Origin of the sequence: Azospirillum sp. A29 (genome assembly GCF_042604625.1) — a bacterium.
Taxonomy (GTDB): Bacteria; Pseudomonadota; Alphaproteobacteria; order Azospirillales; family Azospirillaceae; genus Azospirillum; species Azospirillum palustre.
In genome coordinates, this window is record NZ_CP170460.1 from 840,890 (window position 1) to 866,454 (window position 25,565).

The window sequence follows — 25,565 nt, forward strand, 5'->3', positions numbered from 1 at the left end:
CAGGGAGGCCCAAAAAATGGTGAACAAAATTGCCAAAGAGCCATCGTTCAGTCTTCCGACCCGCCGTGGTTTCATGGTCGGAGCGGGTGCCGTCGGCGTCGGCCTTGCCGCCGCCGAATTCTGGCCGTCCCATGCGCTGGCCCAGTCCGGCCGGCCGCTGACCTTCGGACTGTCCGCCTATCCGCCGAACTTGCGGCCCTTCGACTGGTCCGGCGGTGCGGCGAGCACGGCGAAGGTGTTGATCCACCGGGGCCTGCTGATCTTCGGGACGGATGGGAAGATCCACCCCGAACTGGCGGAATCCTGGGAGACGCCGGACCCCACCACCTATATCTTCAAGTTGCGCGACAACGCCGTCTTCCATAATGGCGATTCGGTCACCGCCGAGGACGTCAAATATTCCCTGGCGCAGATCGTCGCTCCCAACTCTACCGCCTTCTTCAAGGAAAACTTCCAGATCATCGACCGGGTGGAGGCGACGTCTGCCAAGGTCGTCAAGATCACTCTGAAGCAGCCGACGGCGTCCTTCGCCGCCATGCTGACCAACGCGCAGGTCCCGATCATCTCCGCCAGGGCAGGGGCGGCCAATCCCAACCAGCCGGTCGGCTGCGGGCCGTTCATGCTGCAGGAGTCCGAGAAGGGCGTCAGTTTGACCTTCAAGGCCAACAAGGCCTTCTACAAGCCGGGCCTGCCGAAGAGCGAGACGGTGCGCTTCGTCGTCTATGCCGACGACAATCTGCGCGTTTCGGCCCTGCAGGCTGGCGACGTCGACATCATCGAATACGTGCCATTCCAGAGCATGCAGAGCCTGTCCGACAACGGGGACATCGCCATGCAGTCAGCGCTGGCGGCCTACATGTACCTGGTCTTCAACACGGCGTTCGGTCCCTTCAAGGACGCGCGGGTGCGCCGTGCGGTCGCCCACGCGATCAAGCGAGACGAGGTCATCAAGGGCGCCTTCCTCGGCTACGGGCAGCCGCTGGATGGGCTGCCGATCGATCCCGCCTCGCCGTTCTTCGACGAGGCGACCGCACATCTCTGGCCGTACGATCCGGACAGGGCCAAGGCGCTGCTGAAGGAGGCGGGTTTCGCCGGCACGCCGGTCACCCTGCTGTCCACCGCGACCTACGGCATGCACAAGGATTCCGCCGAGGTGATCCAGCAGAACCTTGCCGCCATCGGGATGCAGGTGGATCTCAGCCTGCCGGAATGGGGTGTGCGCGTCGCGCAGGGGAACCAGGGCAAATACCAGTTCGCCATCAACGGCGGTGCCGGGTTCTTTGGCGATCCCGATGAGCTGACCCCGCTGATCGGCTCGGGACCGGCATCCTATCGGCGCTCTTTCGGGTTCGAGTCCAAGGGGGGCGATGCCCTTCTTGCCAAGGCGCGGTCCGAGCCGGACGAGGCAAAGCGGCGCGCCACCTATGCCGAACTGTCCCGCCTGTGTGCGGAGGAAGTCCCAATGTGCACCTTCGGCTATCGAACGCAGGCTTACGCGCTGCGCAGAAGCGTCAAGGGTTTCCAAACCCTGCCGGGATTTCTGCTTATCACCTCCGGCGCCGCGTTCGATACCGCCTATCTGGTCTGAGGCAGGGCAATATCGATGCTGTCTTTCCTGATCAAACGGTTGCTGACGGCGATGGGGATGATCATCTTCGTCGCCAGCTTCGTGTTTCTCGCCCTCTATCTCGTGCCGGGCGATCCGGCTGAGGTGTTGCTGGCCGCCGACGGCGGCACGCCGACGCAGGAGGCGATCGAAGCGACGCGGGCGAAGCTCGGCCTCGACCGCCCAATGCTGGAGCAATACGTAGCCTATCTCGGCCGGATCGTTTCCGGCGATTTCGGCAACTCCTTTGCCGACGACGAGCCGGTGATCGACAACATCAGGCAACGGCTGCCGCGGACGCTGGAACTTATCGGGGCAGCCACCGTGCTGGCGATCCTGATCGGCCTGCTGCTCGGCACGCTGTCGGCCCTGTGGCGCGGCAGCCTGCTCGACCGCGTGATCGGTTTGTGGTCCAGCCTCGCCATCTCGATCCCCGTCTTCGTCCTGGGCACGTTGATGGTGTTCGTCTTCGCGCTGACCCTGCAGCTCGTGCCGGCCGGCGGTTTCACGCCCTTCTCGGTTTCGCCGGGGCAGCATCTGGTGCAGCTGCTGATGCCGGCGCTGAGCATCGCCGTGGGCTTCTCCTCCATCATCGCGAGGATGAGCCGGTCGACGGTGCTGGAGATGCTGCAACAGGACTGGGTGCGCACCGCCCGCTCCAAGGGCTTGACCGAACGGCGCGTCGTGGTCCGCCATGTGGTGCGCAACGCGCTGGGGCCGGTGCTGACGCTGACCGGCTTGCACATGGGCTCGTTGCTCGGCGGCACCGTGCTGGTGGAGTACGTCTTCAACTGGCCGGGACTGAGCGGTCTACTGGTCCATGCCGTGGAGCGGCGCGATTATCCGGAGGTCCAGGGGATCGTGCTGATCATCGCGACGCTATTCATCCTGCTCAATCTCGTCGTCGATCTTCTCTATCTGGCGTTGGACCCGAGGGTACAGACCCGATGACCGTATTTTCCAAGGCTTCCCCGTCCGACGTCCAGTCCAGCGGCGCGCGCCCGATGACACGTCTGACCAATTTCTGGAGCGATCCACGCACCCGGCGGATCCTTCCCTCGGCCCTTGTCCTCGGCTTCCTCATCCTGGTGGCGATCGCGGGACCGCCGCTGATCGGCTTCGATCCGCTTGCAATGGACATGGCTGGGCGGCTCGCCGGCCCGTCTGGGGCCCATTGGCTGGGACAGGACGAGTTCGGTCGCGACGTGCTCAGCCGCCTGCTGTACGGCGCCCGCACCTCGCTAGGTGTGGCATTCGCCACGGCCATCCTGGCGGCTGCCGTCGGCGTCGCCGCCGGCCTGATCGGCGGCTTCTTCGGCGGCATCGCCGAGGTGCTGACCGTGCGCCTGTCGGAAGCCATGCTGTGCTTTCCACCGATCCTGCTGGCCCTGCTGGTCGTCGCCTTCGCTGGTCCTGGCGCCGGCACGCTGATCGTCACGCTTGGCTTGTTCTACGCTCCGGAGTTTGCCCGCATCACCTATGGCGAGGTCCGGGCGGTGCAGCGCAAAGAGTTTGTCGAGGCGATGCGGGCGCTGGGCGCCGGCCCGGTCCGGCTGATGGGCTGGACCATCCTACCCAACATCTCCGCCCCGCTGTTCGTCCAGTTCGCCCTGGTTATCGCCTCCGCCATCGTGGTGGAGTCGGGCCTGAGCTTCCTCGGCCTCGGCATCGTGCCGCCGACCCCGTCCTGGGGCCTGATGATCAGGGGTGCGCGGTCCTATCTGGCGCTCAACCCGCTCGGGCTGTTCTGGCCCTGTTTGGCGCTGGTCGCGACTATGTTCACCGTCTACAGCCTGTGCGACGCCATCCGCGACGCCTTCGATCCGCGTACCGCCCGTGCTGGACGGACCATCCGCTTCCGGGCGGTCGCCGGGGGCAAAATGGCGGAGTCGGCACCGGCTGCGATCGGCGGGAACCAGTTGCGGGTCAGCGATCTCGTCACCCGCTTCGCCACGCCGGCCGGGCCGATCACCGCGGTCGACGGCGTGTCGATCTCGCTGAAGCCCGGTGAGATCGTCGCGGTGGTCGGAGAATCCGGATCGGGCAAGTCGGTGACCAGCCTTTCGGTCATGGGCCTGCTGCCGCGCCCCACCGCCCGCATCGCCGGGGGCAGCATCCTGCTGCGCCGGCACGACGGCTCCGCCCTCGACATGGCGACTGCATCGTCGCAGGTGATCCGCTCGGTCCAGGGCAACGACGTGGCGATGATCTTCCAGGAGCCGATGACAAGCCTCAACCCGGTCTACCGAATCGGCGACCAGATCGTCGAGGCAGTTCGCGCGCACCGGCGCTGTTCTCGTAGCGAGGCGCTGGCCCTGGCGCTGGAGATGCTCCGCAAGGTCCGGATCAACGAGCCGGAGCGTCGCCTGAAGCAATATCCGCACGAACTGTCGGGCGGCATGCGTCAGCGGGTGATGATCGCCATGGCGCTGGCCTGTGACCCTGGCGTGCTGATCGCCGACGAGCCGACCACGGCACTGGACGTCACCATCCAGGCGGAGATCCTGAAGCTGATCAAGCAGTTGCAGGCGGAGCGCATGGGTGGGATGGGGGTCCTGCTGATCACCCACAACATGGGGATTGTCGCCGAGGTCGCCGACCGCGTCGTCGTCATGTATGCCGGCCGGGTGGTCGAGGAAGCCACCACTGAAGAGCTGTTCGCCCGCCCGCGTCATCCCTACACCTGCAGCCTAATGCGCTGCATTCCGCGGCCCGATCAGGCGCAGCCGGAAAACGGGAAAAGACCGCGGCTCAGCATGATCCCCGGCTCGGTGCCCAGCCCGGCGGCGATGCCGGCCGGCTGCAAGTTCGCCGACCGCTGCGAGTTGGCGATCGACGCCTGCCGCCAGTCCGACCCGGCCCTCTACCAAGTGGACGGGTCGTCGCAGAAAAGCCGCTGCATCCGCTGGAGCGAACTATGAACCCGCTTCTTACCGTCCGGGATCTGCGCAAGGACTACACCCTGAGCCAGGGACTGTTCCGCAAACCGACCACGCTGCATGCCGTGGACGGCGTCAGCTTCGAATTGAACCGCGGCGAGGTAATGGGGCTGGTTGGCGAGTCTGGTTCGGGCAAGACCACGGTTGGACGCTCCATCCTGCGCCTTGTCGAGCCAACCTCCGGCACGGTGATCTTCGACGGCACAGACGTTACCAGGGCGAGCGGCGCCACGCTGAAGGAACTGCGCCGCAAGATGCAGATCATCTTCCAGGACCCGTATGGCAGCCTGGATCCTCGGCGGACCGTGGGGGCCCAGATCGAGGTTGCCTTCCGCATCCACCGGCTCCATACACCGCAGGAACAGCGCCGACGTGCCGAGCGGCTGCTGGACCGGGTCGGACTGCCGCGCTCGGCCTATGACCGTTACCCACACGAGTTCTCCGGCGGCCAGCGCCAGCGCATCGGCATCGCCCGCGCGCTGGCGCTGGAGCCTAAGCTGATCGTTGCCGACGAGTCGGTCTCGGCGCTGGACGTCTCGGTGCAGGCGCAAGTGGTCAATCTACTGCTCGACCTGCGCGACGAGCTGGATTTGACCCTGCTGTTCATCTCGCACGATCTGGCGCTGATCGAATACATCTGCGACCGGGTGCTGGTGATGTACCGCGGTTCCATCGTGGAGTCCGGCTCCGCCCACGACATCTACCGCAATCCGCAGCATGCGTACACCCAGGCCCTGCTGGCGGCGATCCCGATCCCCGATCCCTCCGCCAGACGGCCAGCCTTGAGCTGATCGGCGGCCTGTGTTGGCCCTCAACAGTTTCAATTCCAAGCCAGGACTTCCGGCGGCGCTGCCCCGCTATCGGAAAGCCGACGGCCTGCCTGTCGGTCATCTTCCGGGCAGGACCGATCATTCACAGCCCCGGGGGAGGTGGCTCCGACCATGACGATCAGGTTAAAGATACTGGGCGGCTTCGCCGTGGTCCTGCTGCTTACGGTGGGAGTGGCGCTGGTCGGGCGGATGGGGCTGGTGCAGTTCGCCGAGCGGGTGGAGGCGGCGCGCGCCGCCGACCGGGTTACCGGCCAGGTGGCGGAACTAGCCCTGGTCGGTACGAGGGAACTGCAACTGAGGTCTGACTACGACCCTAATCAGAATGGGCAAGGTGCAACCCTGCAAGCCACTCTGGCTGCAGTACGGCAAGCGATCGCGGACATGGCGGTCCATGGTGCCGACAGCCGCTTTGCCGCCGACCGTGCCAGTCATGCGATCGACGGGGTGGCACAGAGCTTGGCGCAATACCGCGAACTCCAAGCGCAGAAGATGTTGATCTCCGACGGACGAGCCCGTCTGATCGGTCAGTTTCAGTCGGTGGCATCAAAGATTGTTGAAGCCCAGCGGCAGAAGCTGGGTGCCATGACCGACGAGTTGCGGCAGGTACGTCAGGCCCGCAAGGCTGGTCAGGCCGCCGAGCTTCTGTCTCAGACCGTGATGCGCCGGGCTGCCGAACTGCATGAGGCACAGGCGCTGCTGCGTGAAGCTCCGACGCCGGCGGCGTTCGACCGGCTGGTCGGATGCTGGAAGAACGTCGAAGATGCCATCCGATCCCTGGCCGCCCGCCAGGGGCGGGTCGGCGCAGTGCAAGGGCTGGTCAAGGCCGGCACCGATTATGCCGCGGCAATCAAGGCTCTGCCGCCGACGCCTGATCGGATGGGTGTGGCGGTGCTCGACGGACCAGGCGGGGCTCTGGCGGAGGCGGTTAATGCGGTGGACCGGGCGATGCTCGGCAGCAATTCCGCACTTCAGGTCAAGCTGGAGGAGGCGGAGTTCCGTTTCGACACCGTCAACGACCTGACGCACGCGGCGCTGGCCATCGTCGCCTTGACCGAACGCGCCCGCGTCCAGGAACAGTCGTTGCAGACGTCCTCGACGGACGACGCGGCAATCGTCGCACTGACTGCCACTGCCGCCGCCATCGCACAGAACGCCGAGGAGATCATCCGCTGGAATTCCGAGGAGATCATCAATGCCGCTGCGGAGGACGAGAATCGGGTTATCCGGTCGTTGATCCGGGAGATCGGGGATTTCAAGGCCGGCCTGGCGTCGATCGTGGCAGCGACCGCCCAGCAACATGCGGCGCTCAAGGTGGTGAACGACGACGGTGCTGCGGCGGCCGAGGAAGCTCGGCGGACGAGCGAGGCGCAATTCGGGCTGATGCGCGATGAACGTGACCGGGCCAGCCTTCTGCTTCTGTTGGGCAGCGTGCTAGCGCTCAGCCTGGGAGGGGCGCTGGCTTTCTGGATCGGGCGAGACCTTACCCGGCCGCTGTCGGCGCTGGTGGACGTCATGGGCCGACTGGCCGGCGGCGATACTGCGTTCGAGGTTCCGGCGCGCGACAGCCGGGACGAATTGCGAACGGTGGCCGACGCGGTGAGGGTGTTCCGCGACAACAGCATTGAGATGACCCGCCTTGCGGCCGAGCAGGGGCTGGTCAAGAGCTTGGCGGAGGCGGAGAAGCAGGCAGCCTTGCAAGCGCTGGCCCGGCGGCTCGACGAGACGGTCAGTGCTATGGTGTCGGCGATCGGTGGTGCCGCCGGGCGCCTGCGCGGCACTGCCCACTCACTGACGGATAATGCCGGCCAGACCGAGCGGCAGGCGGAAGATGCGGCACACTCCGCCGAAGATGTGCGAGACAATGTCGGCGCAGTGGCGACGGCTGTGGAGGAACTGGCGGTTTCCGTGCGGGAGATCGCCCGACATGTGGCGCATTCGGTGAGGATTTCCGACGAGGTCAAGTGCCAGTCGGAACGGACGACGGCGCGCGTCCAAGTCCTATCAGGGGCGGCGCAGCGGATCGAGAAGGTGGTGCAACTGATCCAGCACATCGCGGGCCAGACCAATCTGCTGGCGCTGAATGCAACGATCGAGGCGGCTCGGGCGGGCGAGGCGGGGAGAGGCTTCGCAGTGGTGGCGTCAGAGGTCAAGAGCCTCGCCACCCAGACCGCTTCAGCGACCGACGAGATCGCCGACCAGATCCGGGCGATTCAGAGTGCCAGCCAGGACTCTGCAGACGCGATCGCCGAGATCCTGCGCACCATCGAGACTGTCAGCCAGGTGACGATGGCGATCGCCGCCGCGATCGAGCAGCAGGACAAGGCGACGCGGGAGATCGCCTGTAACATCCAGCAGGCATCGGTGGAGGCGGCGCAGGCCTCGGCCAGCATTGCCATGGTGACCGATGTGGCGCGCCAGACCGGGCAAGCCGCCGATCACGTGCTGCGCGATGCAGTCGCCCTTACGGAGAGTGCCGGCGCCCTGCGTAAGCAGATCGACTATTTTGTCACCCAGGTGGCGGCGTGATTGGCCGGTGGGCGGACGTTGGTGCACAAAGCCCGGGCTGGTGGTGGTCGGGAGGGCGAGCGGGTATAGAGGCGGCCCGCTGAAGTCGAGCCGCTGATGCCGTACAAAGCCAACGAGAGCCGACGTCACAAGATCCCGAAGGTCCGCTATCGGGTTGAGAACTGGTCGGCCTACGATGCGGCGCTGCGCCGGCGTGGCGACCTGACGATCTGGGTGACGCCGGAGGCGATCGCTGGCTGGACGCCGGCGCGTTCTGGCCGGCGAGGCCGACCATCGCGCTACTCGGACCTCGCCATTGAGGCTGGACTGATGCTGCGCTTGGCGTTCGGTCGGCCATGGCGGCAGACCGAGGGTTTGCTGGGCTCGCTCATGCGCCTGCTCGGCCCGGACCTGCCGGTCCCGGATCACACGACCTTCTCCCGCCGCAGCGCCGATCTTGAGGTCGCGTCGGCGCTGGTCAGGACGGACGGGCCGGTCACCGTGGTCATCGACTCCACGGGGCTGAAGGTGTTCGGCCGGGGCGAATGGCATCTGGAAAAGCACGGCGGCCACGCGCGCAGGAGTTGGCGCAAACTGCACTTGGCGGTCGATCCGGACACCGGTGAGATCCTGGCATCGGCGTTGACGCCCAACGAGGAGGGGGATGCCTCCCTGCTCGGTCCGCTGCTCGACCAGATCGCCCGCCCGATCGGCACGGTGCTGGCCGACGGGGCGTATGACGGTGAGCCGGTCTACCGTGCGGTCGCCGCCCAAAGCCCTGCGGCGGAGGTGATCATCCCGCCGCGCTCGACGGCGGTGCCGAGCGCCACGACCGAAACCTCTCCAACTCAACGCGACCGGCACATCCGGATGATCAAGGAGCGCGGCCGGGCTGGTTGGCAGCGCGCCGTCGATTACGGCCGCCGCTCCTTGGGAGAGGTGGCGATGCTGCGCTACAAGACGCTGATCGGTCGCAGCCTCCACGCCCGGACTCTGCCCCGACAGAAGACCGAGGCCAAGATCGCCTGCAAGGTGATCAACATCATGACCCGCCTCGGCATGCCGGCGTCCCGCCGCGCCACCTGAACACCCTGGGATAGGGCGAAGCGGAGCTATGCGGGAAACTGGGTGACGGTCTGGTCAGGCGGCGTTCTGTGACGCGGCTTCAGTGACCTCGATGCCGTTGCGGAATGTGACGCCCTGGATCACCTTGGGCAACTGGTTTTCCCCTTGCAGGCGGCGCCAAGTCTTGGAGGCGGCGGTGATCAGCTTGAAGACCATCAGCTTGGCGGTCTCCTGCGACAGCGCTCCCTTGGTGCGGACGGTTCGGTGGCGGACGGTGGCGAACACGCTTTCAATGGGATTCGTGGTGCGCACGTGCTCCCAATGCTCGGCGGGGAAGTCATAGAAGGCCAACAGCGCCTCGCGGTCCTTGGTCAGGCATTCGACCGCCTTGGCGTACTTGGCCGCGTACTTCTTCTCGAACGTCGCCAGGGCGGCTTCCGCCGTCTCCCGATCCGGGGCCATCCAGATCTCGCGCAGGTCCTGTTTCAGCGCCGGCTGGACGGATTTGGCCACCTTGTTGAGGACATTGACCGTCTTGTGCTGCCAGCACCGCTGATGCCGGGTGGAGGGGAAGACCTCCTCCAGCGCCTTCCAAAAGCCGAGCGCTCCATCGGCGACGGCGAGTTCGGGGGCGATGGTCAGGCCACGGGCCTGGATATCCACCAGCAACTCACGTCAGCTCTGGGCGCTCTCGCGCACCCCGACCTGGAAGCCGACCAGTTCCTTCTTGCCTTCCGGGGTGGTGCCGATGATCACCAGCATGCACTCGGCGGTCGGCTCCATGCGGGCCTGCAGGTAAACGCCGTCGGCCCAGACATACACGTAGCGCCGGGCCGACAGCTCGCGCTTTTGCCAGCGCGCGTAATCGGCCGCCCAGTCCTCCTTCAGCTGGCCGATCACCGACGGCGACAGGTTCGGCGCGTCCTTGCCGAGCAAGGCCCCGAGCGCCTCCTGAAAGTCGCCGGTAGAGGCGCCGCGCAAGTAGAGGATGGGCAACAACGCATCCAGGCTCTTGGTCCGGCGGGCCCAGCGCGGCAGCAGCGCCGAGGTGAAGCGGATGCGTTCGCCGGCTTCCCCGGCGCCACGGTCGCGGACCTTGACCCGACGAACCGCCACCGGCCCGATGCCGGTCTGGATGGCCCGCTCGGGGCCGTGCCCGTGCCGGACCACCCGGTCGCGGCCGTCCGGCAGCTTTACGTCCTTCATCGACGCCAGGAAGGCGGCCACTTCCGCCTCGATGGCCTGTTCCAGCAACCGGCGGGCACCGGCGCGCAGGATGGTCGTCAGCGGATCGTCGATCTCCTCCGGCTGACGTAACCGGACAACCTTGCTAATCTCGTCCATGGCGTATCGCTCCCTCGTGGAGGTTCGGGCAGGCTCGTCACCCGCCTCGATACGCCGCCTTCCTCATACCGTCATCACCCAGATTCCCGCATAGCTCGGTTGACCAAAATAGGAGCATCAGTGCTCCAATGGAGAGCTTCTTCCACACCCTCAAGGTCGAGTTGGTCCACCGCACTCGGTTCGAAACCCGCGACTAGGCCCGCCGGGAGGTGTTCGCTTACATCGAAACCTACTACAATCGCGAACGCGCCCACTCGGCCGTCGGATACATCACCCCCGAACAGGCCGAGCTAAGATCTGCGTGAACCCGTGTCAACCCAACCGGGGCAAGATCACTCGGCGCCGTTCCCGATCCTAAGGACGCCGCTGCGTACCCCCCGTTGGGGAGCGGCTTATCCGCTGCAATCGACAGGTTGCCACCTCCGCTTCCCGTGACGATCCCGCAGGGGCAGGACCAGGCTATGCCTCCCGCCATCGAGCGGCAGGCGCACCGCTTCGCCGGTCCGGTCGAAACGCGAGCCATCGAGGACCGCGTCCGATGCGTCGCGATCACCGTGCGACGTCGCCTTCACACGGATGTGGTAGTAGGTCAAATCCACGGTTACCGTGGCTTCGAAGCCTGTCCATGAAGCCGGAAGACACGGATCGACGACCAGGAATGCGCCCTCGCGGCGGATGCCGAGGATGCCCTCGGTGCCGGCACGGTACATCCACCCCGCCGCACCCGTATACCAGCTCCAACCGCCGCGCCCTTCATGTGGCGCCACCGAATAGACATCGGCGGCGACAACGTAGGGTTCGACCTTGTAGCGCTCGGCATCCGCCAGCGTGCGGGCGTGGTTGATCGGATTGAGCAGGTCGAACAGGGCGGCCGCCCTGCTGCCGTCACCCAGCTTGGCGAACGCAAGTATCGCCCACATGGCGGCGTGGCTATATTGCCCGCCATTCTCGCGCAGGCCCGGCGGATAGCCACGGATGTAGCCGGGATCGGACGTCGTCCCATCGAACGGCGGCGTGAACAGCAGCGCCAGGCCATCGTCGGGTCGGATCAGCAATCTTTCCAGCGACGCCATCGCCGTCGCGGCACGCTCGGGATCGGCGATACCCGAGAGCACGGCCCAAGATTGGGCGATGGAGTCGATGCGGCACTCCTCGCACGCGGCGGAGCCAAGCCATGTGCCGTCGTCGAATGTCGCCCGGCGGTACCATGCGCCATCCCAAGCCTCGCGCTCCAGCGACTGGCGCAACGCCTCGGCATGGTCACGCCAGCGGCGGGCGCGGTCGGCGTCGCGACTGTCCGCCAGCGGCGCGAACAGCGCGATGGTGCGGAGCAGCAGCCAGCCAAGCCAGACACTTTCCCCCTTGCCGTCCTGGCCGACGCGGTTCATGCCATCGTTCCAGTCGCCGGTACCGATGAGCGGCAACCCGTGCTCGCCGGACAGGACGAGGCTTTGGTCGAGGCCGCGGGCGCAGTGTTCGAACAGCGAGGCGCACTCGTCGGCAGTCGCCGGCTGGAAGAAGGCGTCGTGCTCGCCGGGACGCAAGGGCGGACCGTCGAGGAACGGCACGCTCTCCTCCAGGATCGCTGCGTCACCCGAACTGGCGATGTAGGTGGCGGTGGCGAAGGCAAGCCACACGCGATCGTCCGAGATCCGCGTCCGTACCCCTTGCCCGGACTGGGGCAACCACCAGTGCTGGACGTCGCCTTCGACGAACTGCCGGCCGGCGGCGCGCAGCAGATGGCGCCGCGCCTCATTCGGCATGGCGAAGCTCAGCGCCATGCCGTCCTGCAGTTGGTCTCGGAAGCCGTAGGCGCCGCTCGCCTGATAGAAAGCCGAGCGTGCCCAGATGCGGCAGGCCAGCGTCTGGTAGAGCAACCAACCGTTCAGCATGATGTCCATCGCCCGGTCCGGCGTCTTGACCTGAACGGCGCCGAGCGCGGAAGTCCAGTGATCGGTGACCGCTTCGAGAACGGCGTTGAGATCGGCGTCGCGGTAGCGCGCAATCAGCTCGCGAGCCGCCTCCGCCGAGGCGCATTGCCCGAGGAACCAGACGATTTCGACCGTCTCGCCGGCCTCCAACTCGACAACGCCCTGCAAGGCCGTGCAGGGATCAAGGCCGGCACCGGTCGCCCCGGACAGCGGTGACCGCCCGACGAGTGCCGCTGGCGCCGAGGGGCCGCCGTTGCGCCCAAGGAACTCCGTACGGTCGGCCGTCCACGCCGTCTGCCGGCCGTCGAGATCGGCGAAGGCGACGCGTTCGCCGAAGGTCAGGCTCCAGCGGTTGCGGGCCAGCATGGCTCCAGTGGCCGCGTCGATCTCCGTTGCGATGAACGGAGCCGAAGCGCCACGCGCCGTGCCGAGCACCCACTCCGCGTAGGCGGTGACGGACAGCGTGCGCGGGCCGGGCGAATGGTTGCGCAGGGTCAGGCGGGAAATCTTGATCGGATCGGCCAGTGGCACGTATTGCAGAAGCTCCAGCGCAATGCCGTGCGCCCGATGTTCGAAGCGGCTGTAACCGCGACCGTGGCGGGCGATATAGGTCCCGCCTTTGCGGATCGGCTGCGCGGTGGCGCTCCACAGGTCCCCGGTCACCTCATCGCGGAGATAGATCGCCTCCCCAGCCGGATTGCTGACCGGATCGTTGGACCACGGCGTGAGCTGGTTCTCCCGGCTGTTCCCGGCCCAGGTGGAACCACCGCCCTCCGCCGCCACCTGGAAGCCGAAATCGGGGTTGGCGATCACGTTGATCCAGGGAACGGGCGTCATACGGCCGGCGTCGAGGATGGTCACATATTCCTGTCCGTCCTTGTCGAAGCCGCCCAGACCGTTGAAAAACTCGAGGGATCCCGGCACCGGCACCTGGTCCGACATGGGCTGGGCCGCGGACTGGATCGATACGAGAGTGTCGGCGGGTGCCGATGGAGCCCGCTGCTGCTGCAGGCGGGCGATCTGTTCGGCGATGGAGCCGCGCCGGGCGATCAGCACGACACGGGCCACCGAATGGAGCAGGGCGCGTGCGTCGGCACGCATCAAGTCGGCACGCAACGCGTAGACCGAGCCTTGCGCCGGTTCCTCGCCGAACCGTGGCCGCGACTGGCTGCTGCGCACCGCAGTCTCAATGGCGACCTGAAGATCCTGAACATAGGATGAGGCGCGCTCGTTGACGATCACCAGATCGACGGCCAGACGCTTCATGCGCCAGTATTCGTGGGCACGCAGCAACTGGCGGACCTGGGCGATGTCCTCGACGTCGTCGATGCGCAGCATGACGATGGGCAGATCCCCTGAAATCGCGTGCGGCCACAGGCCCGACTGGGTTCCCGCGCCACCGGCTATTGTCGCGGAGGGAGCCCGGAAGCGGGCATCGGCGTACAGGATCGGCGCGGCCAAGCGCTGGAAGTCGGCGGCCTCGTTGGCCCCGATGGCCAAGTGGCGAAGCTGGACCTGGGCCTGGGTCCATGCCAGGGTTTTCGCCCTGTCGAAGGCATTCCGGTCGACATGCTGATCGACAAGGTCAAGAAGCGCTGCCTGCGACGACGCGACCAAGGTCCAGAAAGCGACCTGCGCGACCCCGCCGGGCGGGATCGTCAGGCGCCGCCTGATCGCGACAATCGGGTCGAGAACCGTCCCGAGGCTGTTCGAAAGCGGCTGGCCGTCGGTGATCGCGGCGGCCGTGCCGACGGTGTGGCCTCGCCCGATGAAACGGGCCCGGTCGGTCTCGTATTGTGGATCGGCCGCAATCCCGCCGTCGACGACGGCGAAGTGGGCGGCCCAGACCGGCGGCTCGCGTGGCGAGCGCGGGCGGCGGGTGGCGACCAGCGCGCCGAACTCGGCGTGGAACCCGGTCTGCACGAACATCTTGGCGAAGGCCGGATGGGCGGCGTCGGCGGCCTGCGTGGTCAGGACCAGCTCGGCATAGGACGTCACTTCGATCACGCGCGGTCGCCGTCCGCCATTGGTCAGCGAGACGCGGCGGACTTCCCCGTCGGCCTCGCCGGAGACCAGAACGTCCATGGTGGTGGTCAAAGTCCCGTCATGGCGGATGAATTCGACGTGATCCTCGGCGAACACCACCTCGGCATGGTCCGCCGCACGCCCGATCGGCTGCGCGCCGGCGGACCACAGCTCGCCGGTCTGCGTGTCGCGCAGGAATATGAAGGTTCCCCAATCGTCCCGCGTGGCATCCTCGCGCCAGCGGGTCACGGCGATGTCACGCCACAGGCTGTAGCCCGCCCCCGCCGCGGTCAGCATCACCGTGTAGCGCCCGTTCGAGAGCAGGTGGGTGACCGGGGCTGCGGCGGAGGGCGGCGCGGTAAGGCGGCGCACCGTCGGCGATGCGATGGCGACGCCCATTGCGGAGGTCTTCACCTCCTCGGCCCGAGGATGCCCGACGACGACGTCGCGCGGCATGCGTTCCTGGAGCAGCAGTTCGCTGGCCATGATCATGGGTTCACGGTGGAAACGGTCGCGCATCCGGCCGTCCTGGAGGGCGTTGGCGATGGCGACGATGGTCATGCCCTGGTGATGGGCCATGACGTTGCGCACGATGGTCATCTCCGCGCCTTCGGGAAGCCTTGAGCGGGTGAAGTCGAGGGCGTCGTAGAAGCCATAGCGTCCGCATGCGCCCATCCCGGCGAGGCGGTCGTAGTTCAGCCGTGCGCCGTGCGGATCCACCATGGCGGCCAGCCCGGTGGCGTAGGGCGCGATGACGAGGTTCTCGGAGAGGCCGCGCTTGAGGCCGAGTCCGGGAACACCGAAGTTCGAGTACTGGTACGTGAACTCCAGGTCGCGGGCGCTGTAGGCGGATTCCGAAATGCCCCATGGTACCCCCAGCGTTCTGCCGTAGGCTTGCTGACGCTCCACCACCAGACGGCTTGTCTGCTCCAGAAGGCTGCCAACCGGCGCGCGCATCACCAGCGCCGGCATCAGATATTCGAACATGGAGCCGGACCAGGAGATCAGCGCGGAGCCGTTGCCGACCGGTGTCGCCGCACGGCCGAGGCGGAACCAATGCCGCGTCGCGACGTCGCCCTTTGCGATGGCGAACAGGCTGGCGAGCCGGGCTTCCGAGGCGAGCAGGTCATAGCAGCTCGGATCCAGGCTGTTGTCGGGAAGAGCGTAGCCGATCGACAGCAGTTTGCGTTCGGGATCGAGAAGGAAGGAGAAATCCATCGCGAGCGCCATGGCGCGTGCCGTATCGGCGAGGGCCACCAACCGGCCCCTCAGCATGTCCGGCGTCCCGGCGCTGGGGAACCGGTCACGGCCATGTTCGATCGCCGCGTTCCGCAATGCCACCATCCAGAACATCAGATCCGCCGGACCCTCGCCACCGGCCGGCGGCCCGCCCGCCGGGATGACGTCGCGGGCCGCCTCGACAGCCTTGTCGGTCAGCCGCTTCAGCGTCGGCAACTGGACCTCGATGGATTGCCCCCCGTCGAGTTGTGCGGCGATCTCGTCGAGAACGGCGCCAAGCCGGCGTATTTGCGCGCTGCCCGCTGTGGAGAGGGCGTCCGCGGCCTCTCGCGCCAGGGCGAGGGTATCCATCATGCCGAGCCGGGCGTCCGCCGCCGGAGCACAGCCCATCCATTCCTCGCAGGCGTTCGCGAGTGCGATCAGATGGCCGGCAAGGTTCCCGCTGTCGACCGACGAGACATAGGCCGGTTCGAGAACCCGCAGATCCTGTGTCCCATACCAGTTGTAGAAATGCCCCCTGAACCGCGAGAGCTTCCGCATGGACTCGAACGTCGCCTCCAGCCGCTCGATGGTTTCCGTCGTTCCCGACCAGCCGAAGTCGCGGGCGGCGACGGTGGAGAGCAGGTAGAGACCGATGTTGGTCGGCGATGTCCGGTGGGCGACCACCGGCTTCGGGTCCTCCTGGAAATTGTCCGGCGGCAGCATGTTCTCGGCCGGTGTGACGAACGTCTCGAAAAAGCGCCAGGTGCGCCGCGCGGTGAGGCGCAGGTCGCGGGCATCCGGATCGGAGAACGACGCCCGCCGACGTATGGCCGGCGGCCGGCTGGTCCACGCGGCGAGGGCAGGGGCCGTCAGCCACAGCAGGGCGAAAGGCAGGGCCAGCGGCCAGGACGATGGCGTCACGGCAACGGTACCGGCCGCCACGACGAGCCCAAGTGCGGTGCCACCCGCCATGTCTCGATAGAAGCCGCCGAGATCCAGCTGCGGCCGGCCGCTTGTCTGCGCCGCCGTCGTCCATTCGAGAAGATGGCGGTGCGTGACGAACAGCCGGGTCAATGTCCTTGCGATGGCATCGGCCATCCGCCACGCCTGGTCGGCCAGGAAGGCAACCGACATCACGGTCCGCATCGCCGCCATCCGCAGATCCTGCATGAGTGAGCCGACATGGCTGCCGAGGCGGGTACCCGGCCGGCCCGGCAGCACCGAGGACATCGACGGCAGGAACGCCGGAACCGCGCTGGCGGCGAGCACGAGCAGGATTCCCGCCAGGGCGGACGGCAGAGGCAGCAGCCAGCTCACGGCCAGCGTCGCAAGGGTGAACGGCGCCAGCAGCGAGCGTCGCAGGTTGTCCAGCATCTTCCAGCGACCGACCGGCGGAGCCGCCTGAGGACCTGTCCTATGGCCGAGGATCCAGGGGAGCAGTTGCCAGTCGCCGCGGGTCCAGCGGTGCTGACGCTTGGCAGCGACGTTGTAGCGCGAGGGGAACTCCTCGACGAGTTCGACGTCGGAAGCGAGACCGGCGCGGGCGAAAACACCTTCGAACAGGTCGTGGCTGAGCAGGGCATTGCGCGGAACCCGGCCGTCCAGCGCCGCTTCGAAGGCATCGACGTCGTAGATGCCCTTCCCGGTGAAGGATCCCTCGCCGAACAGATCCTGGTAAACGTCGGAGACGGCCGACGCATAGGGGTCGATGCCGCCGGGGCCGGAAACGATCCGCTGATAGAGCGAGCCCTCGCCGCCGAGCGACAGCGACGGCGTGATGCGGGGCTGAAGAATGGCATAGCCGTTGATGACGCGCCGCCCGGCCGCGTCGAACGTCGGCTGGTTCAACGGGTGGCCCATCTTGCCGACCAGCCGGAGTGCGGCGTCCCGCGGCAGTCGCGTGTCGGCGTCAAGCGTGATGACATAACGCACGTCGGCCGGCACCTGCGGCGCGCGACCGGCAATGGGCATGAAGCTGGTGTCGGTGCCGCCGCGCAACAGCTGGTTGAGTTCGTGCAGCTTGCCGCGCTTGCGCTCCCACCCCATCCATTTGCCCTCGCCGTCATTGTAGAGCCGGCGGCGATGCAGCAGCAAAAAACGGTCCCCGCCGTCAGGACCGGGGCCATGGCGCAGATTCAGCCGCTCGACGGCCGCGGCGGCCACCGCCAGGAGAGCATCGTCGTCAGCCACCACCTCCTGGTCGGCGTCGGGACCATCCGACAACAGGGCGAAGACGAGGTCGCCGCCGGCCCCGGCGAGGTGGTGAACCTCCAGCCGCTCGATCTGTTCCAGCAGGTCGGCCTCGCCGGTCAGCAGCGTCGGAACGGCGACGAGCGTGCGCTGTGACGGGGGCACGCCGTCCGCCAGTTCGAGCCCCGGCAGGGTGATCGCTCCGAACAGCGCGGTGACCGCGCGGTTGACCAGCGCCGTCGCCACTTCGGAGGCCGGCAGGACGCCGGCAAGGGCGAACAGGACGAGCCAGCCGCCCATACCGGGAAGCCAGGCCGCCCACACCGCGAGACCCAGCAATAGCGCCATCACGGACAGGATCGCGCCGACATAGCCGCCGATCCCCAGATGAACGCTGAAACGGCTGATCCGCAGGCGGGCCGGTGGTCGAAAGCCGATGGACCGCTCAAGTGCGCCTCGCCCTTCCGCGATCAGATGATAGCCGGGATCGCCGACACGCGCGGCGTCCGCGCCGCCGGCTGCCTTAGCCGCCGCGCGTGATGCCGACAGCGCCAGACCGGCGATGGCGAGTTCCGGGAATGACGAACCGCGGGCCAGTTCCTCGATGGCGCTCCGGTAGAGGTTGCGCGTGGGGAAATCCATGGCGGCGAAGCCGCTCGCCGCGCGCAGTTGTTCGTCGATGAGGCTCACGCTCTCGAACAGGTCCGCCCAGTCGATGTCGGAGATCAGCCGCATGCTCGTGATGACGTTTCGCACGGTGACGTTGGAGGCGCCCAACCTCTGCTGGGCGTGCTGGACCACACCGTCGACCGTTACGCCCTGACGGTTGAGCCTCTCCTCCAGCCACCCGAGGGCGGGCATCGTTCGCGGATCCTGGTCCCGCAGCCGCTTCGCCAGTTCCGCGGCGAACACGTCGGACAAGGAACCGGAAGAGCGCGTGGCCATGTCCGCTTCGAGGACGGAACGGCTGTCCCCCGACGCGAGAAGCTGGTCGGCCAGCGCGTCGGCGTCCGCCCGTGCCGCGCGTCCGGCGGTGATCTGGTCGGCGAGCCGGCGCAGGTTCTCGATGAGGACGATGCGAAGCGTGATCGCGACCGCCCACAGCTCGCCGATGGTCAGCGGCTGGACCCGCTGATAGGCGGCGATGAACCGGCGCAGGATCGCGGGATCGAGGTGGCTGTCGGTGTGGGCAACGAAGGCCCAGGCCAGTCCGAACACCCGGGGATAGCCGGCGAACGGCCCGTCAGCGAGCTTCGGCAATTGACGGTAATAACCCGGCGGCAGGTCGATGCGGATTTCACGGATCTGCTCTTCGACGACATGGTAATTGTCGAGCAGCCATTCCGCGGCGGGATCCACGCTGCGGCCGTGCTCCAATTCTGCCGCGCTGGCCCGATAGGCGGCGAGGAGCACCGCGGCGTTGTCGGCGAGGCGGGTGTGCAGGGACAGGACGGCAAGCGGCTTGCGTGTCACTGGCTGCGCGGCGGCGAGACTCTCCGCGTGCCGCTCGAGCCGGTCCAGACCGAAGAGCTCCTCGCGTACCGGTGCCAGATCGCTCCAGGGGGACGGTGGCAGACGACGCCCGAAAGCATGGCGGAGGATCGCATTCATCAGTGCCTTTCCGGCCAGCATCAGCGTGCGACCGCGATTAAGAGAGACGCGTGCCAAATAGCGGTGTGATCATCGCTGTAGGCATCGAGGGTGGCCGCCGCACCATTTTATTCGGGCTATCTTTGTTGGCGCGGGAGCTGAAGGCGGAATTTCTGTGAGTGTCCCGGCATAGGCTGCCGTCTGCTCATTCTTTTGATGCGGGCCACGGACTATCCGATCGCCGCGCATGGGAACGCCGATTGACAGCTCCGCGAGGTTCGGGTTGGCGCGTAGGTTACGGTGATGGGGTGACAGCGGACCGTCCCGCCTTTGATGACGCGAGCCTCAGTTCGGTCCATCCTGCTGAAATCATTTGGGTACAGCGGGACGTGGACAGCGCATCCTTCAAAGGACTTCCGACCGAGGCACTCGAGCATGACGAATCCTTCGGTTCAGACAACGGGACCATGTATCAGGATGAAGAGCAACACCGTCAGCACGACGGCGACCGGAATCACCACCGGTGGCACGAAGTATGCTTTCACGGCGTTCCATGAGGATAAAGAGCCGGTATCCGTCGGGGGACGGGACATGGTTGTGCTCCATATGTACGGCGGACCGAACCAAGGATGCCGCGATGGCTTCCTCATTGCGCCGCGCTTCAACGATTGCGAAATCGCCTATCGAGGAAATGGTGATGAAGCCGGGTCGATATCGTGGCGATTCCGACATATGGACCCATTCGCCGCAAAATCATGTACAATGCATTCCAAGAATAGTCCGCCCGATCACCGCGTGAGCGGTCTCAGCCCGTCTTCTAAGGCAGGCGTTTCGCTCGTGGTTTTCCCCCTGGTTCACGAAGCCCGTCGCCGACACGGCGGCGCCCGGAAGGTGTGCAGGGGGTGGATCGGCGTCCAATCGCAGCCATATGGATCAACAGGTTAGGCCGTTGATTTTGGAAGAGAAATCCCTGTGGAGAGTGGCCCTGCACGGACGCCGATGGAGGAGCGCCCTCCAAACGCTTTCTTTCGAAAAGTAAAAGCGATAACTGAATACAGGTGCTGGCCGAGATTGGACGCCGATCCACAGTGAGGGGTAGCATCGCCGTCGTTGCGAAGGGTCTGAGCTTGTGCAGCCCAGCCGAAGCCTCCACATTGCGCGGCTTTTAGAGAAGATTTCTTATAAGATTCCCCTTATGTATTTTCGAGTCGTGCTTCCAGTGGCGCCAGATACAGTTCGATTTGCTATGATACCGGACGTCCCTGGCGGAGAAGGACGGGAGGTCATTCCATGGAGTCGTTCTTTCGCCGGCTCTTCGAGTCAAGTCCGCACCCCTATCTGGTTCTGCGACCCGATGACGCCTTCACCATTGAGGCGGTGAATGACCGTTACTTGGCTGCCACGGGAACCAAGAGGGAGCAGATCGTCGGCCGCGGGTTGTTCGAGGTTTTTCCGGACGATCCCACCGACCCGACGGCCACCGGCGTGGGCGACTTGCGGATGTCCCTGCAGCGCGTGCTCGCCGATGGCGTCCAAGACATCATGGGCGTGCAGAAGTACGACATTCCCTGTCCCGACTGCGAAGGCTTCGAGGAGCGCTACTGGAGTCCCGTCAACACCCCGGTCATGGGCTCGGCGGGCGGCATCGACCACATCATCCACCACGTGGAGGACGTGACCGAGTTCATTCTGTCCGAGCGGCGCGCTTCGGCGAAATCCGCCCAGACGATCGAGCGCGTGCAGGAGCAGGCAGACCGCATGCAGGCCGAGGTTCTCCGGCGGGCCAGCGAGGTGAAGGAGGCCAACCGGCAGCTGATAGCGACCAGGGACGAGTTGGCCCGTCTGAACGAACGGCTGACCGAGTTGGACCGCGCCAAGACACAGTTCTTCTCCAACATCAGCCACGAATTCCGCACTCCTCTCACCCTGATGCTGGGCCCCCTCGAGGACGCGCTCGGCGACGACGCTGCGACCGGACTGGCCGGCGCCCAGCGCAAGCGTCTTGAGATCGCCCGCCGCAATGCCATGCGCTTGCTGAAACTGGTCAATTCCCTGCTCGACTTCGCACGGGTCGAGGCGGGGCGCGCCCAGGTTTCCTTCGGACCCGTCGATCTCGCTCTGGCGACCCGGGAGCTTGCCGGGCACTACCAGTCGGCCTGCGACAGGGCCGGGCTGCGTCTTGTGGTCGACTGTCCTCCCCTGCCGGAAGCAGTTTTCGTCGATCGCGACGCCTGGGAAACGATCATCCTCAATCTACTATCCAACGCTTTCAAGTTCACGCGCGCCGGCGAGATCGTCGTGCGGCTGCGCGCGGCGAACGGTTCGGCGACATTGACGGTGAGCGACACCGGCAGCGGCATTCCGGCACACGAGTTGCCGCGCCTGTTCGAGCGCTTCCACCGGGTCGAAGGGGCGTCGGGGCGCTCCTTTGAAGGTACCGGCATCGGTCTGGCCCTGGTCCGGGAACTGGTCGAACTGCACGGCGGCACCATCCAGGCGGACAGCATCCTGGGCAAAGGCAGCCGGTTCCATGTGACGCTTCCCCTGGGCCACACCCATCTGCCGGCTGATCGTCTTCGGCTATCGCCGCTTGTGCCGGCCGGCCCGTCGCGTGCCGACGCGTTTGCCGCCGAGGTCGAGCGCTGGCTATCGGACGGCGGGGATGTCGGCGCCGACGGCGAGGCCGGCCACGGCGCCGCCTCCGATCCGACAAGGCCGGAGGGACCGCTCGTTCTCCTGGCGGACGACAACGCGGACATGCGGGGGTATGTGCGGCGCATCTTGACCGCCTCCGGCTATCAGGTCGTAGCGACTGGCGATGGTGAGGAGGCACTAGCTGCTGCACGGAACCGTATCCCGGATCTGGTGCTCAGTGACGTGATGATGCCGACGCTCGATGGCTTCGGCCTGTTGCGGGCGCTGCGCGGCGATCCGCGCACCGGAAACGTCCCGGTGATTCTGCTGTCCGCCCGGGCGGGCGAGGAAGCGCGCGTTGAGGGATTGACGGCGGGTGTGGACGATTATCTGGTCAAGCCCTTTGGCGCCCGGGAACTGGTGGCGCGCGTCGGCGGCAGCCTGCAGTTGGCGCGGATGCGGGAGGAGAAGGCGGCAGCCGAGCGCCGCATCGTCGAGAGGGCGCTCGACCTCAGCGAGGACCGCCTGCATTTGGCGCTCGACAGCGCCGGAATGGGCATGTGGGACTGGGACATCGTCTCCGACAAATTGACGTGGTCGGCGATCTGCAAGGAGATCTTCGGCAAAACTGCCGACACCGCGATGTCCTATCCGATCTTCCTCGACAGCCTGCATCCCGAGGATCGCAATGCGGTCGACGATCTGTGCCGCCGCTGCCTCGACCCCGCCGTCCGCGCTCCCTACGACACCCATTACCGCGTCGTGTGGCCGGACGGCAGCGTGCATTGGGTGCTGGCGCGCGGCAAGGTCTGGTTCGAAGGAGAGCGGCCCCTCCGCTTCACCGGCACGGCGGTCGACGTGACGGAGCAGAAGGAGGCGGAACGCCATCTGCGCGTTCTGGTCGACGAACTGAGCCACCGGGTCAAGAACACGCTGGCGGTTATCCAGTCGCTCGCCGAGCAGACCTTCCGCGCTGGGAGCGACGTGACCCGGATCCGTCAGGCCTTGGCGGGCCGTTTGCAGGCGCTGGCGGATGCCCACACGCTGCTCACGCTGTCGAAATGGGAGAGCGTCGATCTCGAAGCCCTGGCCGAGCGGGTAGCCGCCCCACTGGCGACGAAGGGCGACAGCCGCTTCACCATTGTTGGACCACCTGTCAGCCTGCCCGCCAAGGCGTCGCTGAGCTTCGCTCTGGTGCTGCATGAACTGTGCACCAACGCCGCGAAGTACGGCGCCTGGAGCGCCGCCGGCGGCAACGTGGCGCTGGCTTGGCGCATATCCGGCGACAATATTGTCCTGGATTGGACGGAGAGCGCGGTGACCGCGGTGACACCGCCCGCCCAGCTCGGATTTGGCACCCGACTGATCCGGCAGGTTGTAGAGTATGATCTCGACGGCGAGGTGACGCGCGACTTCCGGATGGACGGCCTCCGCTGCGTCGTGACCGTGCCGGCCTACCGGGCGCTGGCCTCATCGGCCCGTTCCAGCAACTGAGCAAGCGCCTGCCGCAATCTTTCGGGTGGATAAGGCTTATTGAGAACAGGGCGGTCGCGGAAGGCGGCGGGAAGCGCTGCGGGGTCGGAATAGGCGGTGGCGAACAGGAAAGGAATGGAGGCGGCCGCCAGGGCTTCGGCCACGCAATCGACACGCTCGTCACCGAGGTTGACGTCGAGGAGAGCGCCTTGGAAGCCCTCTTCGCTGGCGAGCAGCCTCAAAGCCGTCCGCGTGTTTGAAGCTGGTCCGACGACATCGTAGCCGAAGGCGATAAGCAACTCCTGCAGAGCCATGGCCACCAACCCCTCATCTTCGACCACCAGGATTCTTGCCGCCCGCTCAATCATGGTTCCACCTACCCGAGTTGCAGCCGCTATATAATACACCACTCCGTCTGTTCCGCGCCTGGAATCGGCAAAATCGAGATGATCGACTGCCTATCCGCAATCATATGCGCAAGTCCATGGCATCTACCGGCATCGGCTCGGCGCCCTGTTTGAAGAAGGGAGGCAAAGCTCACCGATTTTGCCTCCATGACCGGTTGCTCCGTGTCCAGGCGAGGCAACGATCATGCTGAGCGGACATGGTTCGGTTTGAGCAGATTCCATAACCGCTACCCTGAATGAAATCGCGACGGAACGTGTCAACGAATGTGAGACAGCCCGAGTTATGAATTAAGCTTGTATGCTTTCCGGCTTTTGCGGTGGATTGATCCAGGCTTCGATGGGCTTGGCGGGCGGTTCGGGGGCTTTGCGAACGAAGCGCTCCGGGGTGCGGCGAAAGGCGCGGTCGAGGGTTTCCTGGCGGATGGCATGGACGGCGTCAGTTGCCCGTAATGGACTTGGTCGGGTGTCATCAGGCCGATCCCGGCATGATGGTGGTCCCGGTTGTACCAAGTGAAGAAGTCACGGCAAGGCCCTGGCATCCTCGATGCCGCCGAAGCGCTTGGGGAATTCCGGCTGATATTTCAGGGTCTTGAAGTGGGCTTCCGAGAACGGATTGTCGTTGGAGGTTAGGGCCGGCCGTGCGATTTGGTGACGCCGAGGTCGGCGAGTAGGAGGGCGGTCGCCTTGGCCTTCATCGGGCCGCCGCGATCGGCGTGCAGGGTCAATTGGCCCAGGGGAACGGCGTTCTTGGCCAGCGTCTCCTCGAACAGCGCCTTGAACAGGGTGGCACTCTCGGCGTCGGCAATGCACCAGCCGACAACGCGGCGGCTGAAGATGTCGAGGATCACGTAGAGATAGTAATAAGACCACTTCATCGGCCCCATCAGCTTGGTGATGTCCCAGGACCAGACCTCATTGGGGGGCCTTGGCCAGCAATTCGGGCTTCCGATAGACCGGATGACGGAGTTGGTCGCGGCGGTCCCGGACCTCGTCATGCTCGGCCAGCAGACGGTACATGGTGCGGATGGAGCAATGATAGACGCCTTCATCGAGTAGGGTGGCGTAGACTTCCGCCGGGGCAAGATCGACGAAGTGCGGCTCACGCAGAAGGGCGAGCACCGTCTGGCGCTTCTGAGCCGCGAGCGCCCGCAGCGGTCGCGGCCGGGGGCGTGGCATCGGCTCCCGGCCAGCCAGCCGCCGGGTCCGATGCCGATGGACGCTGGCGCGGGCGACACCCACGGCGACGCAGGCCGCGCTCACAAGACCGCGGTCAGCCGGCAAGGCGGTGGTCGCGTTCATTGCCGCGTCTCGTCGCTGTCCGCGGATGGCAAGGCAATCCCCAGAAGGTCGGAAAATTTTTTGAACGTCGATGACCGCCTCGGCCCGGTCCAGACGGCGCTGGAGCCGGGCGATGTCCTGACGAGCCTCGGCCAACTCTGCCTCCAGCGGGTTGGCGGGGGCCGTCTTCGGCCCGCGCTTGAGCAGCTTCAACGCCTCGAAGGCACCGGCATCACGCCGTCGGTGCCAGTCGGTCAGGGCCGACGAGTAAAGACCTTCCCGGCGCAGAATGGCGGCGATCCCGCCGGTGTCCGCCGCCCGATCCGTCTCGCTCAGAATCCGCAGCATCTCTGCCGCTGTGAAGTGACGTTGCGGTTCCGGTAGAGGTAGGGTGAGAAGCAGTTTTTCCAGCGCTTGTTGGCGCGTGGCGGAATGTTGGGCGCGGCCCCAGCCTCTTCGATCTTCCGGCGAACAGCGGCGCTGCCGTATCCCTTGTCGCCATGCAGGAGGTCGGTGGCAGGCATCTA

General features: G+C 66.2%; 9 protein-coding genes and 4 pseudogenes. 8 read left to right on the forward strand and 5 right to left on the reverse strand.

All coding sequences use genetic code 11. The features are described from left to right. Nucleotides 1-16: 16 nt before the first annotated feature. The 6 genes from ABNQ38_RS03700 to ABNQ38_RS03725 all read left to right on the forward strand — a co-directional run bounded on the left by ABNQ38_RS03700 (nt 17) and on the right by ABNQ38_RS03725 (nt 8,966). Nucleotides 17-1,588: an ABC transporter substrate-binding protein gene (locus tag ABNQ38_RS03700; protein WP_377805751.1), complete on the forward strand. Its 1,572-nt coding sequence runs from the start codon at nt 17-19 to the stop codon at nt 1,586-1,588. Nucleotides 1,589-1,603: 15 nt separating this feature from the next. Next, complete coding sequence (locus tag ABNQ38_RS03705; RefSeq protein ID WP_377805752.1) at nt 1,604-2,557, forward strand: ABC transporter permease; 954 nt, start codon at nt 1,604-1,606, stop codon at nt 2,555-2,557. Continuing rightward, nucleotides 2,554-4,527: a dipeptide/oligopeptide/nickel ABC transporter permease/ATP-binding protein gene (locus tag ABNQ38_RS03710; RefSeq protein WP_377805753.1), complete on the forward strand. Its 1,974-nt coding sequence runs from the start codon at nt 2,554-2,556 to the stop codon at nt 4,525-4,527. The genes ABNQ38_RS03705 and ABNQ38_RS03710 overlap by 4 nt, the downstream gene beginning before the upstream one ends. Further along, nucleotides 4,524-5,336, forward strand: a complete 813-nt coding sequence (locus ABNQ38_RS03715) for an ABC transporter ATP-binding protein (protein ID WP_377805755.1) — start codon at nt 4,524-4,526, stop codon at nt 5,334-5,336. Before ABNQ38_RS03710 ends, ABNQ38_RS03715 begins: the two co-directional genes overlap by 4 nt. A 150-nt stretch (nt 5,337-5,486) precedes the next feature. Beyond that, nucleotides 5,487-7,901, forward strand: a complete 2,415-nt coding sequence (locus ABNQ38_RS03720; protein WP_377805756.1) for a methyl-accepting chemotaxis protein — start codon at nt 5,487-5,489, stop codon at nt 7,899-7,901. Between the two features lie 96 nt (nt 7,902-7,997). Further along, nucleotides 7,998-8,966, forward strand: a complete 969-nt coding sequence (locus ABNQ38_RS03725; protein ID WP_377805757.1) for an IS5 family transposase — start codon at nt 7,998-8,000, stop codon at nt 8,964-8,966. A 54-nt stretch (nt 8,967-9,020) separates the two neighbouring features. Here the strand turns inward: ABNQ38_RS03725 and ABNQ38_RS03730 are convergent. Further along, nucleotides 9,021-10,289 (reverse strand): annotated as a pseudogene (locus tag ABNQ38_RS03730) (IS256 family transposase). 119 nt (nt 10,290-10,408) lie between these two features. On the opposite strand from ABNQ38_RS03730, the pseudogene ABNQ38_RS03735 reads away from it, so the two are divergent. After that, nucleotides 10,409-10,594 (forward strand): annotated as a pseudogene (locus ABNQ38_RS03735) (IS3 family transposase); the annotation flags it as partial. A gap of 87 nt (nt 10,595-10,681) precedes the next feature. Here the strand turns inward: ABNQ38_RS03735 and ABNQ38_RS03740 are convergent. Beyond that, nucleotides 10,682-19,267, reverse strand: a complete 8,586-nt coding sequence (locus ABNQ38_RS03740; protein ID WP_377805758.1) for a GH36-type glycosyl hydrolase domain-containing protein — start codon at nt 19,265-19,267, stop codon at nt 10,682-10,684. Between the two features lie 1,269 nt (nt 19,268-20,536). Between ABNQ38_RS03740 and ABNQ38_RS03745 the strand changes: the two genes are divergently transcribed. Then, nucleotides 20,537-23,374: an ATP-binding protein gene (locus ABNQ38_RS03745; RefSeq protein ID WP_377805759.1), complete on the forward strand. Its 2,838-nt coding sequence runs from the start codon at nt 20,537-20,539 to the stop codon at nt 23,372-23,374. Here ABNQ38_RS03745 and ABNQ38_RS03750 read toward each other — a convergent pair. The 3 genes and pseudogenes from ABNQ38_RS03750 to ABNQ38_RS03760 form a co-directional block, all read right to left on the reverse strand. Next, nucleotides 23,335-23,721 carry a response regulator gene (locus ABNQ38_RS03750; protein WP_377805760.1) on the reverse strand — a complete coding sequence of 129 codons (387 nt, stop codon included), beginning with the start codon at nt 23,719-23,721 and terminating at the stop codon, nt 23,335-23,337. The two genes, ABNQ38_RS03745 and ABNQ38_RS03750, sit on opposite strands and share 40 nt — an antisense overlap. A gap of 327 nt (nt 23,722-24,048) precedes the next feature. Continuing rightward, a pseudogene (locus ABNQ38_RS03755) lies at nt 24,049-25,449 on the reverse strand (IS3 family transposase). Then, nucleotides 25,407-25,562: pseudogene (locus ABNQ38_RS03760) on the reverse strand (IS5/IS1182 family transposase); the annotation flags it as partial. The pseudogenes ABNQ38_RS03760 and ABNQ38_RS03755, both read right to left, overlap by 43 nt. Nucleotides 25,563-25,565 lie beyond the last annotated feature (3 nt).

Coding starts and splice junctions, on each gene's coding strand:
- ABNQ38_RS03700 (WP_377805751.1), top strand. CDS start 17: ATGGTGAACAAAATTGCCAAAGAGCCATCGTTCAGTCTTCCGACCCGC.
- ABNQ38_RS03705 (WP_377805752.1), top strand. CDS start 1,604: ATGCTGTCTTTCCTGATCAAACGGTTGCTGACGGCGATGGGGATGATC.
- ABNQ38_RS03710 (WP_377805753.1), top strand. CDS start 2,554: ATGACCGTATTTTCCAAGGCTTCCCCGTCCGACGTCCAGTCCAGCGGC.
- ABNQ38_RS03715 (WP_377805755.1), top strand. CDS start 4,524: ATGAACCCGCTTCTTACCGTCCGGGATCTGCGCAAGGACTACACCCTG.
- ABNQ38_RS03720 (WP_377805756.1), top strand. CDS start 5,487: ATGACGATCAGGTTAAAGATACTGGGCGGCTTCGCCGTGGTCCTGCTG.
- ABNQ38_RS03725 (WP_377805757.1), top strand. CDS start 7,998: ATGCCGTACAAAGCCAACGAGAGCCGACGTCACAAGATCCCGAAGGTC.
- ABNQ38_RS03740 (WP_377805758.1), bottom strand. CDS start 19,267: ATGAATGCGATCCTCCGCCATGCTTTCGGGCGTCGTCTGCCACCGTCC.
- ABNQ38_RS03745 (WP_377805759.1), top strand. CDS start 20,537: ATGGAGTCGTTCTTTCGCCGGCTCTTCGAGTCAAGTCCGCACCCCTAT.
- ABNQ38_RS03750 (WP_377805760.1), bottom strand. CDS start 23,721: ATGATTGAGCGGGCGGCAAGAATCCTGGTGGTCGAAGATGAGGGGTTG.